Origin of the sequence: Achromobacter aloeverae, from assembly GCF_004121055.1 — a bacterium.
GTDB lineage: Bacteria > Pseudomonadota > Gammaproteobacteria > Burkholderiales > Burkholderiaceae_B > Bordetella_C > Bordetella_C aloeverae.
Map to the genome: position 1 here is coordinate 69,711 of NZ_PYAL01000004.1, position 15,197 is coordinate 84,907.

Below are 15,197 nucleotides of genomic sequence, written 5' to 3' on the forward strand. Positions count from 1 at the left end.
GGGGAAATGGCAAATGCTGGGGTTCAAAGTTCGATGCGGGAAAGCGGTTGGATATTCAGTTCCGCGGACAATTCCTGGTACGACAAGACGGGGAGTTGATAAAGGTCGTTCTCGATCAGTTTTCGCACATAGCGCCTGATGTCCATGGTCGTGAGCAGGACGGGACGCTGTGCGGTGGTGGTCGGCGGACCGACGGTCTGCTTTATGCGTTCCAGAAGCCGCGCGGATTGTTCCGGGTCCATGGCGAGATAACTGCCTCCCGACGTTTGACGGATGGCATCCCGTACGGCCTGTTCGGTGGCCGGCGCGAGCAGGTAGGCGGGCAGGAAGCCATGCTCGTTCGCGTACTTGTAGCTGATGTAGCGCTTCAGTCCGATGCGGGCGTACTCCGTCAGCAGTACCGTGTCCTTCTCTTTTTGCGCCCACTCGATCAGGGCCTCCAGGATGGCCCGCATGTCGCGTATGCAGATATGTTCGGAAACCAGGCGCTGCAGGATTTCCGCCACTCTTTGTATGGGCATGATGCGCTGGGTTTCCTTGACCAGCTCCGGATAGCGGGTTTCCTGCGCGGTCAGCAGCAGGCGAGCCTCCTGGATGCCCAGGAAGTCGGCCGCGTAGCGCCTGAGCGCCTGGGTGGCGCGGTCCGCGATGACCTGAGCGGGCCAGAGATAGGGCACGCCGGCGGCGCGCAATGTGGTCGCATGGCTGTCGGCGACCCAGTATTCGCGCGGATCATGCCATGTCTCGCCCCCTAGGCGGGCGATGCCCAGCGCCTGCATGTTGGCCGGGCTCTCGCGCGCGAGGATGGCGTCCGGCGGACAATAGCCCTGGTCGGCGGGCACGTCGTAGAGGTGGACGCGGTAGCATCGCCCGGCGTGTGCCAGTTCGGTATCCTCCTCGCCGGCCTCGCGCGCGGCGTTGCCGACATGCACGTGGACCTCCGGCAGGGGGATGCCCAGTTCACGGTAGAGCTCGCCGCGCGCCGCGAGATAGTCGCGCTTCAGGTCTTCCGGGTCCAGCTCCGCATCCAGTTCGGCGGAGATCTCTATCGTCAGCGGGCGGGCCGAGGCCAGCTTCGCCGCATCGTCATCCGACTCCCTGTCCTTGGCGCCCGTGCGGTCGGCGCCGTCGGCAGCTTCACTGTCGGAGGCGTCCCTGGCCGTGCGCGCGAGTGTGTATCCCACCAGTCCCAGGATCGCGGCGAGTACCAGGAATACGACGACCGGCATGCCCGGGATCAGGGCCATGAACAGTGCGACCGAAGCGCTGATCAACAGGGCGCGAGGATGCGCCATCACCTGCTTGCCGATGTCCTTCCCTACGTTGGAACGTTGTTCATCGGGCACGCGGGTGACGATGATGCCTGCGGAGATGGCCGTCAGCAGGGCGGGAATCTGCGAGATCAGGCCGTCGCCGATGCTGAGGATGGAGTAGGTGGCGCCGGCATCGGCGGCGCTCATGCCGTGCTGGAGGACGCCGATCGCCAGGCCGCCCAGCAGGTTGACCGCGACGATGATGAGGCCTGCGATGGCGTCGCCCTTGACGAATTTCATGGCGCCGTCCATGGCGCCATAGAGCTGGCTTTCCTTTTCCACCTGGCGCCGGCGGCGCCGCGCTTCGTCCTTGTCGATGGTGCCGGCGCGCACGTCGGCGTCGATGGACATCTGCTTGCCCGGCATGGCGTCCAGGGAGAAGCGGGCCGCGACTTCGGCCACGCGCTCCGCGCCCTTGGTGACCACGATGAACTGCACGACGGTGAGGATCAGGAAGACGACCAGGCCCACCACCAGGTTGCCGCCTACGACGAAGTTGCCAAAGGTCTCGATGATGTGTCCGGCATCGCCGTCGAGCAGGATCAGGCGCGTCGTGGCGATGGAGATGCCGAGGCGGAACAGCGTGCCCACCAGCAGCACGGAGGGAAACGAGGAAAACGCCAGCGGCGATGGCAGGTAGATGGCCACCATCAGCAGTACGCAGGTCAGCGTGATGTTGGTGCCGATGAGCACGTCGACCAGTGTGGTCGGCAGCGGCAGGATCATCATGAAGATGATCGCGATCACGAAGACCGCCAGGACGACGTCATTGCGGCTGGTGGCGGCGGTGACCAGGCGGGAAAGCCGTTGCATGGTTCAGGTTCCTGTCGCGTTGGCGGCGCCTTGGCTCCGCAAGGAGATGTACCTTTGCATCGCCGCGCGCGCCAGCGTCGCCTGGCCCTGCTTCATATAGGCCTGGGCGCGGATGAGATGGAACAGGGATATTTCCTCGCCCTTGTCGGCGCCATCCCGCAACGTGGCCAGCGCGACTCCCGGTGCGCCATCGCGCAATTCGGCGAGCGCCTTCATGGCGCGGGACCGGACGTCCAGGTGGCCAAGCTGGTCAAGCGCCGCCAGCAGGATGCGGGCGTTATGTGGCTGGTTGTTCTGCAGCTGGGCATAGGCCAGCACGCGCAGCACATTGCAGGCGGTGGGCAGTCTGGGATCCTGGCGCATCGAATATCAGCCCAGCTTGGGCGCGCAATGGATGTAGATGTCGAGCGTGTCGCCGTGCTTGCAGATTTCGCTGACCAGGCGCGCGGCGGTCTCCATGGGCGGCACGCCATCCGGCGGGTCGGCCTGTGCGCCGGGGGCGACGCCTTCCTGGGAAGCCCGCGGCCCCGCGGCCTTGTTGTCTTCGAGGAAGGCCTGCAGCATCCGCATGGCGGCCAGGAAAGAGACGCCGTCCCGCGTCACGTTCCGGTATGCGGCCGGCGAGATAAGTCGCTGCAGCATGTCCAGGTCGAGACTGGGCTGCAAGGCGGCCGCGTCGCGGTCGCCCTTGCGCGGTGCGTGGGTGCGCACGAGTGCGGGGTGGAGCCCGGCGATACGTTGACCTTCCGAGACGGCGGGCGCGTCAGGCGGCGTAGGCGCGGCGACCGGTTCCAGGTAGGAAGGATCGGGTGCTGATGTAGGAATTCTGTTGTCCATGTTCAAGCCTTAAGTCGTCGCTCCGTGCTCCAGCCGCATGTCCGGCGCCTCGAGGTTTTCCATGGAGCACCAGTGTCTATGGGATGGATGGCGCTGTGCGGACCTTATCGAAGGGCCTGGGCCCGGCGTTCGCCGCGCCCAGGCCAAGTTCGGAAAAATCCCGTCCATGGCGGCGCGCGTGGATGCCTGGTACGGACATCGCCGGCAGCGTCCACACGGGTGCGCGAGATGACTGTCGCGGCGGTGCGGCCGAAAGCGGGCGTCGTCCGTAGTAACGCAGCGGCTTGGGTTGGTTCCCTGGTCTCCGAGGTGTCGTTTTGGGAACTCAGTTTTTTCTCATTCGGAACCCGAGAAGGGGGCTGGCAACATACCGCTCAAGTTCCGCTGCCCGACGGGCGTTCTCGAACGGAACATTCGACTTCACTCTCAATATGGACGATAGGTGGCGAGATGGCAGGCATCAATAATTCCATTTACAACCTTGGGGACTCACAGGCGCTGGCGCCTGTGAGTCCCCAGGCTGGCGACCACGGCGTGTCGGACGATACCGACGGGCTGGGGAGATTGGCGGCTTCGGCGGCGAGCGAGGTGTTCGCACAACGCCTGCATGCGCCGGTTGGCATGCATACGCATTACGCGGATGGCGAGACGGCGATCGAACGACTGGCGCGAATCGCCTTCGAAGCGATTAGTATCGCCAGGGATCCAGGCTTCGGAACGGCCGACAGCTTCGCGCGGCTGAAGGCGGTGGCGGAGAAACTGTACGGCGAGGTATCGCATGGCGCCGATAAGGATCCCAGGCTGGCGAACCTTTTGCCAGGAATGCGATTCCTGGTGGATATGCTGGATGTCATGTCCAAGCGGGTCTCGAAGCGGGATGTGCCGACGGCGGCATGGTCGCTATCCGCCGCCACACCGGACAGCCAAACTGCATTCTTCGACAGCCAAGCTGCTCCCACGGCGCCCTTGGGCAACGCCTACTCGCCAACTTCCGATACCGAAATACAGAATGCGCTGGCGACGGGCGATCTTTTCGAGGTCATCTACGCCATCATGAAGATGATGTACGGAACGGCTGCGGAAAACACGCTCCGGCGGGGGCTGGTGGTCAAGCAAAAGAACCTGGAGCAGGAGAAAGTCCGCAGCACTCAGCAAGAGTTGCGGGAGCTTGTGAGCGGCTTCAAGCCCGCCGCGAAAGCCGACGACACGCTCAAGGGCACGACAGGTTATTCAGACGAGAAGGCGCGCAAAGTTACCCAGGATCTTCGGGACCTTGGATGGGACCTCAGCCCCTACGGCGGCGCAATCACGGAAAAGACGCAGAAGCAGCAGCTGGACGATCTGATCACCAGCATGGATTCGAAGCTGACGACATATAACAACATGAACAGCATCGAGACGAATGATCTCACGCGCGAAGGGCAGGCCGGACAGGCTTATCTCATGGGCATGAACAGCATTACTACCAAGGAGGGGCAGACCAAGAACGCCATCGCGACGAGCATAGGCCGATGAACACCACGCCCAACGAACGGGCCATGGTCGCCGCGATGGAGCGCCTGCGGCGCGCCGTCGGAGAGCTTGCGCAGGGGGGGGGCCGCAGGCTGGCGCCCGCCGCGCGCAAGTCTCTCTATGAACGCGGCCATGCCCTGTACGAGTCGAAGCGCTATGAGCAAGCCTATGCGTTGTTCGTGCAACTGGTCGCGGACAACCCGGCCGACACACTGGCCTTGCAGGCCGCGGCGTCGGCAGCGCAAGCACAAGGCAAGTACGAACTGGCCCTGGATCTTTACGCGCCGCTGATGATGTCGACCGAGGACCCGCTGTATGCCGCGCGCTTCGCGGAGTGCCTGCTCAAGCTTGGCAAGGTGGACCATGCCAAGGAAGCGATAGATATCGCGCGGTCGCTATGCGTGGGCGATGAACATGGCGCCGTGCGCGAGTACTGCGCCACCCTTCAGTGCCAGGCGGACCGGCACTGAAGTTCGAGTTTCAACCACAGCTGGAGGAATATATGGGAAGCCAACAACTTGGTATTACGTCGGGTATGCCGGACTTGTCCTGGCAGTACGTGGGCGCCACGGCCCTGGGGACGGACAGCCTTGGACTGGATGACACGGCCTATAAGGGGCTGTGCCAGTCGGCGCAGGGCGAGTCGGGGCTGGGGCCGTCGAAGTATGTCAACTACACGGACGCCGACTCGGCGTTGAGTGACGCCGCGAAAATCTGCAGCCAGGCGGCGGCGAGCAGCAATGACGACCAGCGACGCCGCATCCTGGACGGCGCCGAGGCGGGGAGGCGGGGAGGGACGGAGGCTGAAAGTGCCGCGTTGAAGCGGGTGGTGTTCAGTGTGGTCGCCAGCAGTGTCGCGGTTCTCGGCGGCCTTTACGCCATACGCTCCACGGGCAAGGCAGCGATGGACGGAAAGAAGGAGATCGACGCCAATACCCTCCGGAAGACACAAATGAAAGCGGAAAGGGAGTTGGGGCTTGAAGCGGAGGAGATGACGCGGAAGGCGAACCAGGCGCAAGCGAAATCGCAGGAACTGACCCAGGCCGTCGGCGGGCCGGCGTCGGGTAACGACGCAGCCAGGCAAGCCAGGCTTGATGCTGACAACCAGCGGGCAGCGGCCCTGCACAAGGCCAAGGCCGACGGCTATATGAAGAAGGCGGACGCCGCGAAGCAGGATAGGGCCGAGGCTGCGTATCAGCGGGAGCAGGCGAGCATGGACAGCCAGATCGCCAACAGCGGCCGCACGCGTCACCTGGAAAAGGCGCGCAATCATTCGACCTTGGCGTCCAGTCTCAGCGGTCTTGCCAGTGCCGGCACGGCGTTGGCGGGCTGGAACGATGCGGCTCGGATCCGCGCGGACGCCGACAAGAGCCAGGCAGACGCGTACGGCGGCCTGTCCAGCGCGAACAAGCAAGCGTCGTTGTCCCAGCAAAGCGAGATGGTCAATGCCAAGAAGGCGTTGAACAACGCCGAGTACCAGCGGCTGCTCGCCGTGATGCGCTGACTCGCCTGCGTGGCTGAAGCCTATTGTCAATCATGAACGAGGTAGGGGCAGCAAACATGTCGACTCACATAGCAGGAATGGCGCTGTCGCCGTTGTTCTTCTCCGCTCCCGGGGTGCCCCTCTTCCGTGACGCTCCGGAAGGCGGGCTGGGCGCGCTGGCCGACCAGGCGCGCATGGATTATCCGGCTCTCCAGGACCACGATGCGCTGTCCAATGCCAATGGGGCGCCCGCGCTTCCCCGGCATTACTCCAGCCCGGAGGACAGCCCGTGGGCAAACGTCGATTTCCAGGTCCTGCTCGCGCTCATCGACAATCTGAAGACAATGACGTCGCTTGCGCAGATGGACAGCGCCAAGACGAGCATGAAAAACCGGATCGAGGCCAAGGAAACCTTGCAGAACACCGTGGATGCGAAGCGCAAGGAGGCGCGGGAGCATCAGGGGACTGCCAGGAAAAAAGGGCTGTTCGCGCGGATATTCGGGCTCGTGGCACAGGTGATCACGACGATAGGCCTGGGGATCGCCCTTGCCGCCTCGGTGGCTTCAGGTGCCGGCCTGCTGGCATCTCCCGCCTTGTTGGCCATGTTCGCCGCGTCGGCCCTGGGCGTGGTGGAGAAAAGCGTGCAGTTGGCCGGCAAGGAGGATTTCTCGATCACGGGCGCGCTTTGTTCCGCGGTGACGGCAGGCCTGAAGGCCATGGGCATGCGGGACGACCTGGCCGAAAAGGTCGGCAATGTCATCGGTTCCGCCATCATGGTGGCGACGGTGGTGGGCCTGATCAACGATCCCTCGACGGCCGGGCGCTTGTGGGGGAATGCCGCACAGTTGGTCGGCGTGTCCAAAGCCGCCGCGGAGAAAATCGAGATGGCCATGACCGTCGTCGCCACGGTGGGGGTCATGGCGTTCTCGTTCGGCAATGCGGCAAGTTCCATGCGCGCTGCCGGTGGCGCGAGCGAAATGGTAGCCCGGCTCGGTGGCGGCCTGACGCTCCAGAGCGTTTCCGTCGGCGCGGACGTAGGGGGCAATCTCGCCAATGGGCTGGCGAGCGGCGTGGGCGGCATCCTCAATGGCTTGGCGGCCTGGGATACCTACCAGGGGGAGAAGCTCGGCGCCGAGTGCTATCAACTACAGAGCGAAATCAAGATCGCGGACGGCTGGAATTCGATGGAAGCCGACAACCTGAAGCGTGTCAGCGACAACTATAGCGAGTGGCGGGAATTTCAGACCTTGTTCACCCAATTGCAGGGCGATGCGCTTGCGCGCGTGGCCTCCTTCGGCGCGACTGCGTAATCGCACACGCTTGTTTACATCTAAGTATGGAACCAGATGAGGGGTGTTCTTTCCTGATGGAAGTCGCGCGTGCGTCAACAAAATGCGCATCCCTTTTCTAACCCGTTCGAACCGGACATTTCTCAACCGGATATCTATCATGAGCGCCCAAGCATTTTCCAGCGCCGCCATACCGGGAATCGCGCTTCTGGATTCCCGGCCGGCGGCCAGCGCGGCCATGACGGCGACGACACCGCCCCTGTCGGGGACGGGGCGCGCCGGTGGCGCGGACGGCGCGCTTATCGAGCGTTTCTCCGGTTTGATGAATGCCGCGGACGCCGCGCCGCCGACGCGGCTCAAGGCAGCGGCGATGGACACGCCCGCCGTCCAGGCGGTCCGCATGCCGGCGGCGGGCGTGTCGTCGCTGTTCCATGGCGCCGCCGCGAGCCATGTCGCATTGGCCTCCCGGTCCGCCGGTAATGCCGGGGCCGTCACGCAACGCTTCATCGACACGATGAGCGCGGCCGAGGCGGCCGAAGCGGCGGAGCGCAACGATGACAAGAACGCCTCCAACAGCGTTGCGGGTGCCACCGGGCCCGCCGGCGCCAAGGCCGGCATCTCTTCCCTGTTCGGCAAGATATCGGCCATGCACGCGGACCTGGAAAAGCGCTTCATGGACCCCGCGTCGTATGCGAGCACCGCGGGCATGCTCGGCCTGCAACGCATGACCGGCATGTATTCCATTTACTTCGAAACGCTATCCAAGTCTGTACTCAAGGTGGTGCGCGACGCGGACACCTTCATGAAGAGTAGTGCGTGATGTTTCGTTGGTTGCTCTTTCTTCCACGCACGGGCAGGCATCGGTGGTCGGCGCGGTGGTTGCCCATGGTTTTCGCCTGCCTGACATCGCTGGCGGCTTGCGGATCGGACGTGAATATCCTGACCGTCCCCAGCGAAGGTGAGGCCAATGAAGTGATGTCGGCATTGCTGAACAACGGCATCGCGCCATCGAGGACAGCAACCAAGGCCGGGATCGTGATTGCCGTTCCCGGCGCGTCGGTGGGCGGCGCGCTGGAGGTGTTGCGCCAAGCCGGCCTGCCGCGGGAGAGCTTCCAGGGCCTGGGCCGCACTTTCCAGAAGGAAGGGATGATCTCCTCGCCGGTGGAGGAGCGCGCCCTCTACGTCCATGCCTTGTCGCAGGAACTGGCGAATACATTATCCAAGATCGACGGTGTGGTGGTGGCGCGCGTGCACGTGGTCCTGCCCGAACCCGCGGGCGTGGACCGGGTGGCGACGCCGGCCAAGGCTGGCGTGTTCATCAAATACCATGCCGAGCAGCCCCTGGATGCGGTGCTGCCCCAGTTGCGTACCCTGGTCACCCATGCGATCCCTGGGTTGAATGCGGAAAATGTGTCCATCGCCCTTGTGCCGGCGGCATCCGCCAAGGAACCGGTGAAGCGGCCCCAGACGAAGGATGTATGGGGTGTGATGGTGGCGCCGGACTCCGTCGCCAAGATGGAGTTCGTCGTCACCGGACTGATGGCCGCGGCCCTGCTGTCCATGGGCGCGGGCGGCCTGTTCTGGTGGCGTCATGTGCGTCGCGCGCGTAAGCGCCGCGGCGGGGGGACTGCCAGCGGGGGGGCGGCGTTCGCCGGCGGCGACCAGGACAGGGCGGTGCGCGCATGAGCAAGGCGCTGTCGGCACGGGGCCCGGTCTTCGATCCAGTTTGGTGGCAATTCAATATGCTGCCGAGCAAGACCTTGCATCCCAGCCATAGACCGGACTATCCCCCAGGTCCCGCCTGGGCGGCCATCCACGCCAGCACGGCTTATGCGGATATCTGGCACTGGCACTGGTCGCGGCATATCCTGCGCAGCTTGGGAATATGGGACAGGCCCGCGGCGCTGGAAACCGCGGCTACGGGCTGGCTGGTCTCCTACGATGCCGCGGGATTGCTGCTGCTGGCGAAGCGCATGGGCGCGGTGTTGTGCGCGCCGCGCGTGCGCCGCTGCGTGTCGGGGGCATGGGTACGGCGGCTGGCCGCGACCCTGGGCCAGGACCTTTATGCCTTGACCCTGCTGGGGGAGGCCGCGCCGCATCCCGGCCTGGATGGCGTCGCCTTCGACACGCCCGAGACCGCGGTCGCGCGGATGGAGGCGCTGGGATGGGGAGCCTTGCGGCTGGCGACCGACTGTGATGACGACGCCCTGCGCCTGCGCATGGCCTTGCGGCTGCCCGCGGACGCGGCCGCGCCGGAAGGGCTGCCGGCCCCGGACGCGCTGGCGTTGGCCAAGGCCCTGGATACGCCGGAGAACCGAAGATGAGATTCCGCGTCATCGGCGCATCGCGTCCCCGGACGCTGGACGCCGCGCGGGTCGCGGTCGAAGGCAAGGTCTTGCGCGCGTCGGACTACTCGCGTTGGGTGCGGGCGAGTGACCTGCTGAGCGCGGCCGGCGCCCAGGCCCGGGCGATGCAGGAGCAGGCCCGGCGCGATCATGCGTCCGAGCGGGAACTAGGCTATCTCGAAGGCCTGCGGGAGGCACGCGCCACGCAGCAGGCCGCCATCGCGGACACCTTGCAGCGCGCGAGGGATTACCTGGATGGTATCGAGATGGAGATGGCCGACCTGGTGATGGACTGCGTGCGCGAAATCATCGGAGAGATGGACGAGCGTGAGCGCGTCGTGCGTATCGTGCGCGGTGCGCTGGCGCGGGCGCGCCGGCAGAAGCAGGCGGTGCTGCGCGTGCATGCGGACGATGTCGCCGCCGTGCTGGCCTGGCGCGACGACCTGCTGGCAGAGTTCCCTGGCATCGAGGACCTGGACATCGTGGCGACCGCGCAGGTGCCGCGTGGCGCGTGCCGGGTCGAAACCGCCATCGGCGTCATCGAGGCCGGGGTGGAGGAGCAGTTGGCCTCCTTGGAGCAGGCCTTGCGCCGGGGCGTGGCGGCCGCGACGGAGGCGAGCGACGCAGAGGGTTGCGATGGGGGCGGCGATGGCCAGCCTTGAGACCATCCTGCCCCGGCTGCGCGCGGCGCTGGGCGCCACGAGGACCGTGCGCATCACCGGCCGCGTCACCGAATCGGTGGGCACCATCATACGGGCCGCGGTGGCCCAGGCCCGCGTCGGTGAAATATGCGAATTGCGCAATCCGGAGGACGGCACGGCCATCCTGGCGGAAGTCGTGGGCTTCGCTGCCGGCGCGGCGGTGCTGACCCCCTTGGGCGATATGTGCGGCATCGCGCCGACCACCGAGGTCATCCCCTCCGGCAAGGCCATGACGGTGCCGGTGGGGCTGGCGTTGATGGGCCGCGTGCTGGATGGCCTGGGCCGTCCGCTGGACGAGGCCGAGCGCGGTCCATTGGTCACGACGGATCGATATCCGGTGCTGGCCGATGCGCCGCATCCCTTGTCGCGCGGCGTGATCCGGCATCCGCTGCCGCTGGGCGTGCGGGCCATGGACGGTCTGTTGACCTGTGGCGAAGGGCAGCGGCTGGGTGTGTTCGCGGCGGCCGGCGGCGGAAAATCCACGTTGATGGGAATGCTCGTCAAGGGCGCCGCGGTCGACGTCAACGTCATTGCGTTGATCGGCGAGCGGGGACGCGAGGTGGGCGAGTTCCTGCACGACGAACTGGGTCCGGCCATGCTCGCGCGCAGCGTCGTCGTGTGCGCGACGGGGGACAAGTCGCCGATGGAGCGCAGCAAGGCCGCTTTCGTGGCGACCGCTGTCGCCGAGTATTTTCGCGACCAGGGCAAGCGCGTCCTCTTCCTGATGGACTCGGTGACGCGATTCGCGCGCGCGCAGCGCGAAATTGGCCTCGCGGCGGGCGAACCGCCCACCCGGCGTGGTTTCCCGCCGTCGGTATTCACCAGCCTGCCCCGCCTGCTGGAGCGGACGGGGAATAACGCGCGCGGGTCCATCACGGCGTTTTATACCGTGCTGGTCGAGGGCGATGACATGAGCGAACCGATTGCCGATGAGGTGCGGTCGATCCTGGATGGACACGTCGTGCTGTCGCGCAAGCTGGGCGCTGCCAATCACTATCCGGCCATCGATGTGCTCGCGTCCGCGAGCCGCGTGATGAGCCGCGTGGCCGGAGATCGGCACATGGCCGCGGCTGGCAGGATCCGTGAATTGATGGCCCGCTACCAGGACACGGAACTGCTGCTGCGCATGGGCGAGTACACGCCGGGCGCCGATCCCGATACCGACGAGGCGATCGGGAAGATGCCGGCGATCAATGCGTTCCTGAGGCAGCGGACGACGGAATCGCAGCCCTATGCCGATACGGTCGCGCAACTGGAGCAACTGGCTTTCGGGCACGCTTCCATGGGCGTACGGCCCGCGGCCGGCCATCCTTATGCCAACGAGGAGGGGACGCGATGATCCTGTTGACGCGAGTCCTGGCGTTGCGCGCGTCGCGTGAGGCGCGCGATGCACAGTCCTTGCGGCGGGCCCGGGATGCGCGCGCGCAGGCGGACGACGCCGTGGCGCAAGCGGAGCGGATGCTGGAGCAGGGCGAGCAGAACGCCAGGCGCGAAGGGGATGCGTTGTTCGATAGCCTGCGTGGAGGCTTGTGGACGTTGTCGGCGGTGCGGGACATGCATGGCCGGCTTGATGTCCTGCGACAACGGACGGAGGCGCTACGCGATGGCGTCGCCGGGGCGGAGGATGGGCGCAGGCAGCGACAGGCGGAGCTGGAGTCCGCGCGCGGCGTTCATGCGCGCAGCAGAAGGCAGCTGGACAAGACGCGGGAAATGAACAGGCTGCGCGAACAGGACGTGCGCCTGCGCGGAGAACGCGAGGAAGAGCTGGAAATGGAAGAAATCGGCGCATCGCGAAGGACCGCGACATGACGGCAACGGGAAATACGGATATCGCGGGCGCATCGCCCGGCATAGGCATGGACATGGCGCGGACATCGCGGACGGCTGGCGATGGGCCAACGGCCGCCGGGAGTGCTCGTGCCCAAGGTTCCACCGCGCGGCCGTCACGGGCGCAAGGCGCCGAGGGCCGGGACAGCCGGAGTATCGAAAATGGCGCCCGCGCGCATCGGAGGGCCGACGCGTTGATGCAGGACATCCTGATGCGGGCCGATTTGCGATCGAGGGGACGGGAAGGTATGGACGATGACGCCCATGTGTTCTCCGCGCGTTATCTGGACCCGGATGGCGCGGGGTGCGTCGCGGATGAGAGCCTGCCAGGTACGTCCGATGAGTATGGCGCCGGCGCCGCCCAGGCCGCGTCGGCGCATATGCGCGGCGCCGCGCAGGCCGCGTCTGCCACGGGCGCCGCGGCGCCGCTCGCTGCCGTGCTGGGCACTGAAATCGTCCATGCGCTGGCCGTGATCGAGAGGGATGGCAGGCCCGCTATCCGCATGGACCTTCGGCACGCCAAGTTGCCGCGCACGTCGGTTTCCCTGGAAAACCTGCCTGGACGCCTGCAGGTGACTTTCGAAAGCGCCGATCCCGAGGCGATGGCGCTGTTGGCCAGGGAGATCCCTCATCTGGCGGCGAGCCTGGCGGAGCGCCGGCAATGCGATTGCAGTGTCCTGGTCAATACGGCGCCGCCTGGATCACGGACACGGTACCGATCGGATGCCGAGAGGCCCAAGGTCGAGGCGGAAACGGAGGGGCTGGCGATTGGGCCGCGCATGGCATGAACCAGGTGGCGCCGGTGATCAGGCCTTATGTCCCGCCGCGCATCGCGTCGGCCAGCATCGACGCGCTCAATGCCCTGGCCCGCCATGGCGGTGAGCTGGACTGGCCGGACGCGGATGGGGCGGGAACAAGCTGGCGCTTGTCCATCGACCTTGGGCAAGCGCGGGGTGCGACGGTGGCGGCCTTCCAGGCGCAGGGAGTCTCGGACAGTGCAAGCGTGGCCCTCCGGCTGTGGACGCAAGACGCCAGCTTGCGCCTGGTCGTCCCGCGAGCGGCACTTTCGGCTTGGCTGGCGGCGGCCTTTCCCGGGGTGGGTCGGGTCGACCTGGAGGGCTGGGCGATGGATGCAGCGATCGATTGCCTGCTGGCTTTTCTGCGGCCGCGGCTACGCGCGCTGGGCCTGGCGCCGGGCTGGCAGCTGGATCGGGAGGGCATCCAGGCGACGGCTATCGCGCTTGCCGGATGTGGCCTGGTGCATGTCGCCGCGCCGCACACCGGCGAGGCGTGGCCGCTGGTATTGCAAGCCGACACCGGTGGCCTGGCGCTGCTGGGGCGTTGCCTGTCCCGGCGGAATGTCGCCGGACAGGACGTGTGGCTGGAAGACGTGCCTATCCCCCTGCGCGCCATGGTGGGCTACACCGACCTGACGTCCGGCGACCTGCGCCGGCTGGCGCCGGGCGACGTGGTGCTGCTGGACCGTGCCCTGGGCGACGGCCATGGCCACGCGTGCCTGATTGCGCCGGACGGACGGGCGCTACGGCTGGCGGCGGTCGTCCGGCATCGAGCGGACAGTGGCGCCGAACTGCCCGCGGCCTATTTGATACTTGCGGATTGGATTTCGATCATGTCTCCCGAAGAGAAGGAAAACACCCCCGAAGACGATGTCCCGGATCTTGATATGCCCGACATCGACGCGGATGACGACGTCTTGCCGCCGGCCGATGCCGCCGTCGGCATCGACCACGACGCCTTGCCGTCGACCGGTCCGGTCGGTCCGGCTGGAGAGAGCGCTTTGGCGGATGTGGCGGATGCGAACGATGCGGCCAATACGGGCAATACGGCCGATGATATGGACGCCGGCCTCGCCGCCGGGGCCCTGGACGCCATTCCTGTCCGGCTGGGCTTCGACCTGGGTGCGCGCGGCATGCCCTTGGGCGAAGTGCGGCGCCTGCGCCCAGGCCAGACCCTGGTCCTGGACCGCGAGGTCGCCGCGGCGCCCGTCGCCATCCGCGCCAATGGCCGTTGCATCGGCCACGGAGAGCTGGTGGATATCGACGGCCGGCTGGGCGTGCGCATCATCGATCTGCGGCGCAAGCGGACATGACCGGCATCGATCCCATCGCGCTGCTGATCGTCGCGGTCGGGCTGTCCCTCATGCCGATGATCGTGGTCCTGACGACGTCCTTCGTGAAGCTGTCCGTGGTGATGGTACTGCTGCGCAACGCGCTGGGCCTGCAGCAGGCACCGCCCAATACGGCGATGTACGGTCTCGCGATGATCCTGTCCGTCTACATCATGGCGCCGGTGTTCACCCAGTCGTTCAAGAACCTGACGCCGGTGGTAGTAGCCCTGGAGCAGCCGGGGCCCGTGGCGGACCGCCTGCCGGCGATCGGCGAGGCATTGCATGAGGGCGTGCAGCCGCTGCGCGCGTTCATGCTGCGCATCGGCAAGCCCGAGAATCGCGAGTTCTTTCTCAAGACCGCCCATCGTTTGTGGGGGGAAGAGGCTGCCAAGGATGCCCGGCAGGAAGACCTGATCATCGTGGTGCCCGCCTTTCTGGTGTCGGAGCTGACGTCGGCGTTCCAGATCGGATTCCTGCTGTTCCTCCCCTTCGTCATCATCGACCTGATCGTGTCCAACGTCCTGCTGGCCATGGGCATGATGATGGTGTCGCCGATGACCATTTCCTTGCCGCTGAAGCTGTTCCTGTTCGTCATGGTCGACGGGTGGACACGCCTGTTGCAGAGCCTGGTTCTGACCTATACCTGACCCGGCGCAAACCCGCCCATCCCCCTATGTCCAGTGCCGAGTTCGTCCATTTCATGAAGCAGGCCTTGTACCTGATCTTCTGGCTATCCCTTCCGCCCATCGCCGTGGCGTCGGTGGTGGGTACGCTGTTCTCGCTGTTCCAGGCCTTGACCCAGATCCAGGAGCAGACGCTGTCCTTCGGCGTCAAGCTGATCGCCGTGTTCCTCACCCTGCTGCTGACCGGCGGCTGGATGGGAGTGGAAATCCATGAATTCACCGTCATGTTGATGACGCGTTTCGCGGCGATACGCTGAACGGATGGA

At 65.9% G+C, this 15,197-nt stretch carries 17 protein-coding genes; 14 read left to right on the forward strand and 3 right to left on the reverse strand.

Features of this window, described 5'->3' with window-relative positions; genetic code table 11:
- Nucleotides 1-23: 23 nt before the first annotated feature.
- The 3 genes from sctV to C7R54_RS14375 are packed head-to-tail and all read right to left on the reverse strand — an operon-like array spanning nucleotide 24 to nucleotide 2,963.
- Complete coding sequence (sctV, locus tag C7R54_RS14365) at nucleotides 24-2,126, reverse strand: type III secretion system export apparatus subunit SctV (RefSeq protein WP_129151137.1); 2,103 nt, start codon at nucleotides 2,124-2,126, stop codon at nucleotides 24-26.
- A 3-nt stretch (nucleotides 2,127-2,129) separates the two neighbouring features.
- Entirely contained in the window at nucleotides 2,130-2,489 is a 360-nt protein-coding gene (sctY, locus tag C7R54_RS14370) for a type III secretion apparatus assembly chaperone SctY (RefSeq protein WP_129151138.1), read from the reverse strand.
- 6 nt (nucleotides 2,490-2,495) lie between these two features.
- Nucleotides 2,496-2,963: a hypothetical protein gene (locus tag C7R54_RS14375; protein WP_129151139.1), complete on the reverse strand. Its 468-nt coding sequence runs from the start codon at nucleotides 2,961-2,963 to the stop codon at nucleotides 2,496-2,498.
- 450 nt (nucleotides 2,964-3,413) lie between these two features.
- Between C7R54_RS14375 and C7R54_RS14380 the strand changes: the two genes are divergently transcribed.
- From C7R54_RS14380 to sctS, 14 genes are all read left to right on the forward strand, one after another.
- Entirely contained in the window at nucleotides 3,414-4,478 is a 1,065-nt protein-coding gene (locus C7R54_RS14380; protein WP_129151140.1) for a hypothetical protein, read from the forward strand.
- Nucleotides 4,475-4,945: a tetratricopeptide repeat protein gene (locus C7R54_RS14385; protein WP_129151141.1), complete on the forward strand. Its 471-nt coding sequence runs from the start codon at nucleotides 4,475-4,477 to the stop codon at nucleotides 4,943-4,945. Before C7R54_RS14380 ends, C7R54_RS14385 begins: the two co-directional genes overlap by 4 nt.
- A 32-nt stretch (nucleotides 4,946-4,977) precedes the next feature.
- Nucleotides 4,978-5,979, forward strand: a complete 1,002-nt coding sequence (locus tag C7R54_RS14390; protein ID WP_129151142.1) for a hypothetical protein — start codon at nucleotides 4,978-4,980, stop codon at nucleotides 5,977-5,979.
- Nucleotides 5,980-6,035: 56 nt separating this feature from the next.
- Nucleotides 6,036-7,268: a type III secretion system translocon subunit SseC family protein gene (gene sctE, locus C7R54_RS14395; protein ID WP_129151143.1), complete on the forward strand. Its 1,233-nt coding sequence runs from the start codon at nucleotides 6,036-6,038 to the stop codon at nucleotides 7,266-7,268.
- A 139-nt stretch (nucleotides 7,269-7,407) separates the two neighbouring features.
- Entirely contained in the window at nucleotides 7,408-8,067 is a 660-nt protein-coding gene (locus tag C7R54_RS14400) for a hypothetical protein (protein ID WP_129151144.1), read from the forward strand.
- A gap of 65 nt (nucleotides 8,068-8,132) precedes the next feature.
- Nucleotides 8,133-8,933, forward strand: a complete 801-nt coding sequence (gene sctJ / locus C7R54_RS14405) for a type III secretion system inner membrane ring lipoprotein SctJ (protein ID WP_158021200.1) — start codon at nucleotides 8,133-8,135, stop codon at nucleotides 8,931-8,933.
- A complete protein-coding gene (locus C7R54_RS14410) occupies nucleotides 8,930-9,571 on the forward strand; it encodes a hypothetical protein (protein WP_129151146.1) in 642 nt (213 codons plus the stop codon). The genes sctJ and C7R54_RS14410 overlap by 4 nt, the downstream gene beginning before the upstream one ends.
- The gene (locus tag C7R54_RS14415) at nucleotides 9,568-10,254 is read left to right on the forward strand and encodes an HrpE/YscL family type III secretion apparatus protein (RefSeq protein ID WP_129151147.1); all 687 of its coding nucleotides are present in this window, start codon (nucleotides 9,568-9,570) and stop codon (nucleotides 10,252-10,254) included. The genes C7R54_RS14410 and C7R54_RS14415 overlap by 4 nt, the downstream gene beginning before the upstream one ends.
- A complete protein-coding gene (gene sctN / locus C7R54_RS14420) occupies nucleotides 10,241-11,632 on the forward strand; it encodes a type III secretion system ATPase SctN (protein WP_129151148.1) in 1,392 nt (463 codons plus the stop codon). The genes C7R54_RS14415 and sctN overlap by 14 nt, the downstream gene beginning before the upstream one ends.
- Entirely contained in the window at nucleotides 11,629-12,102 is a 474-nt protein-coding gene (gene sctO, locus C7R54_RS14425) for a type III secretion system stalk subunit SctO (protein WP_129151149.1), read from the forward strand. The genes sctN and sctO overlap by 4 nt, the downstream gene beginning before the upstream one ends.
- Before the next feature lie 266 nt (nucleotides 12,103-12,368).
- Nucleotides 12,369-12,908, forward strand: a complete 540-nt coding sequence (locus C7R54_RS28855; RefSeq protein ID WP_158021201.1) for a type III secretion HpaP family protein — start codon at nucleotides 12,369-12,371, stop codon at nucleotides 12,906-12,908.
- Nucleotides 12,905-14,230, forward strand: a complete 1,326-nt coding sequence (gene sctQ, locus C7R54_RS14430) for a type III secretion system cytoplasmic ring protein SctQ (RefSeq protein ID WP_158021202.1) — start codon at nucleotides 12,905-12,907, stop codon at nucleotides 14,228-14,230. The genes C7R54_RS28855 and sctQ overlap by 4 nt, the downstream gene beginning before the upstream one ends.
- Complete coding sequence (sctR, locus tag C7R54_RS14435; RefSeq protein ID WP_129151151.1) at nucleotides 14,227-14,895, forward strand: type III secretion system export apparatus subunit SctR; 669 nt, start codon at nucleotides 14,227-14,229, stop codon at nucleotides 14,893-14,895. Before sctQ ends, sctR begins: the two co-directional genes overlap by 4 nt.
- A gap of 26 nt (nucleotides 14,896-14,921) precedes the next feature.
- Nucleotides 14,922-15,188, forward strand: coding sequence for a type III secretion system export apparatus subunit SctS (gene sctS, locus C7R54_RS14440; protein WP_129151152.1), 267 nt, complete (start codon nucleotides 14,922-14,924; stop codon nucleotides 15,186-15,188).
- Nucleotides 15,189-15,197: the final 9 nt, after the last annotated feature.

Excerpts from the sequence above, each read along its gene's own strand:
- sctV (WP_129151137.1), bottom strand. The coding sequence starts at position 2,126 with ATGCAACGGCTTTCCCGCCTGGTCACCGCCGCCACCAGCCGCAATGAC.
- sctY (WP_129151138.1), bottom strand. The coding sequence starts at position 2,489 with ATGCGCCAGGATCCCAGACTGCCCACCGCCTGCAATGTGCTGCGCGTG.
- C7R54_RS14375 (WP_129151139.1), bottom strand. The coding sequence starts at position 2,963 with ATGGACAACAGAATTCCTACATCAGCACCCGATCCTTCCTACCTGGAA.
- C7R54_RS14380 (WP_129151140.1), top strand. The coding sequence starts at position 3,414 with ATGGCAGGCATCAATAATTCCATTTACAACCTTGGGGACTCACAGGCG.
- C7R54_RS14385 (WP_129151141.1), top strand. The coding sequence starts at position 4,475 with ATGAACACCACGCCCAACGAACGGGCCATGGTCGCCGCGATGGAGCGC.
- C7R54_RS14390 (WP_129151142.1), top strand. The coding sequence starts at position 4,978 with ATGGGAAGCCAACAACTTGGTATTACGTCGGGTATGCCGGACTTGTCC.
- sctE (WP_129151143.1), top strand. The coding sequence starts at position 6,036 with ATGTCGACTCACATAGCAGGAATGGCGCTGTCGCCGTTGTTCTTCTCC.
- C7R54_RS14400 (WP_129151144.1), top strand. The coding sequence starts at position 7,408 with ATGAGCGCCCAAGCATTTTCCAGCGCCGCCATACCGGGAATCGCGCTT.
- sctJ (WP_158021200.1), top strand. The coding sequence starts at position 8,133 with ATGGTTTTCGCCTGCCTGACATCGCTGGCGGCTTGCGGATCGGACGTG.
- C7R54_RS14410 (WP_129151146.1), top strand. The coding sequence starts at position 8,930 with ATGAGCAAGGCGCTGTCGGCACGGGGCCCGGTCTTCGATCCAGTTTGG.
- C7R54_RS14415 (WP_129151147.1), top strand. The coding sequence starts at position 9,568 with ATGAGATTCCGCGTCATCGGCGCATCGCGTCCCCGGACGCTGGACGCC.
- sctN (WP_129151148.1), top strand. The coding sequence starts at position 10,241 with ATGGCCAGCCTTGAGACCATCCTGCCCCGGCTGCGCGCGGCGCTGGGC.
- sctO (WP_129151149.1), top strand. The coding sequence starts at position 11,629 with ATGATCCTGTTGACGCGAGTCCTGGCGTTGCGCGCGTCGCGTGAGGCG.
- C7R54_RS28855 (WP_158021201.1), top strand. The coding sequence starts at position 12,369 with ATGGACGATGACGCCCATGTGTTCTCCGCGCGTTATCTGGACCCGGAT.
- sctQ (WP_158021202.1), top strand. The coding sequence starts at position 12,905 with ATGAACCAGGTGGCGCCGGTGATCAGGCCTTATGTCCCGCCGCGCATC.
- sctR (WP_129151151.1), top strand. The coding sequence starts at position 14,227 with ATGACCGGCATCGATCCCATCGCGCTGCTGATCGTCGCGGTCGGGCTG.
- sctS (WP_129151152.1), top strand. The coding sequence starts at position 14,922 with ATGTCCAGTGCCGAGTTCGTCCATTTCATGAAGCAGGCCTTGTACCTG.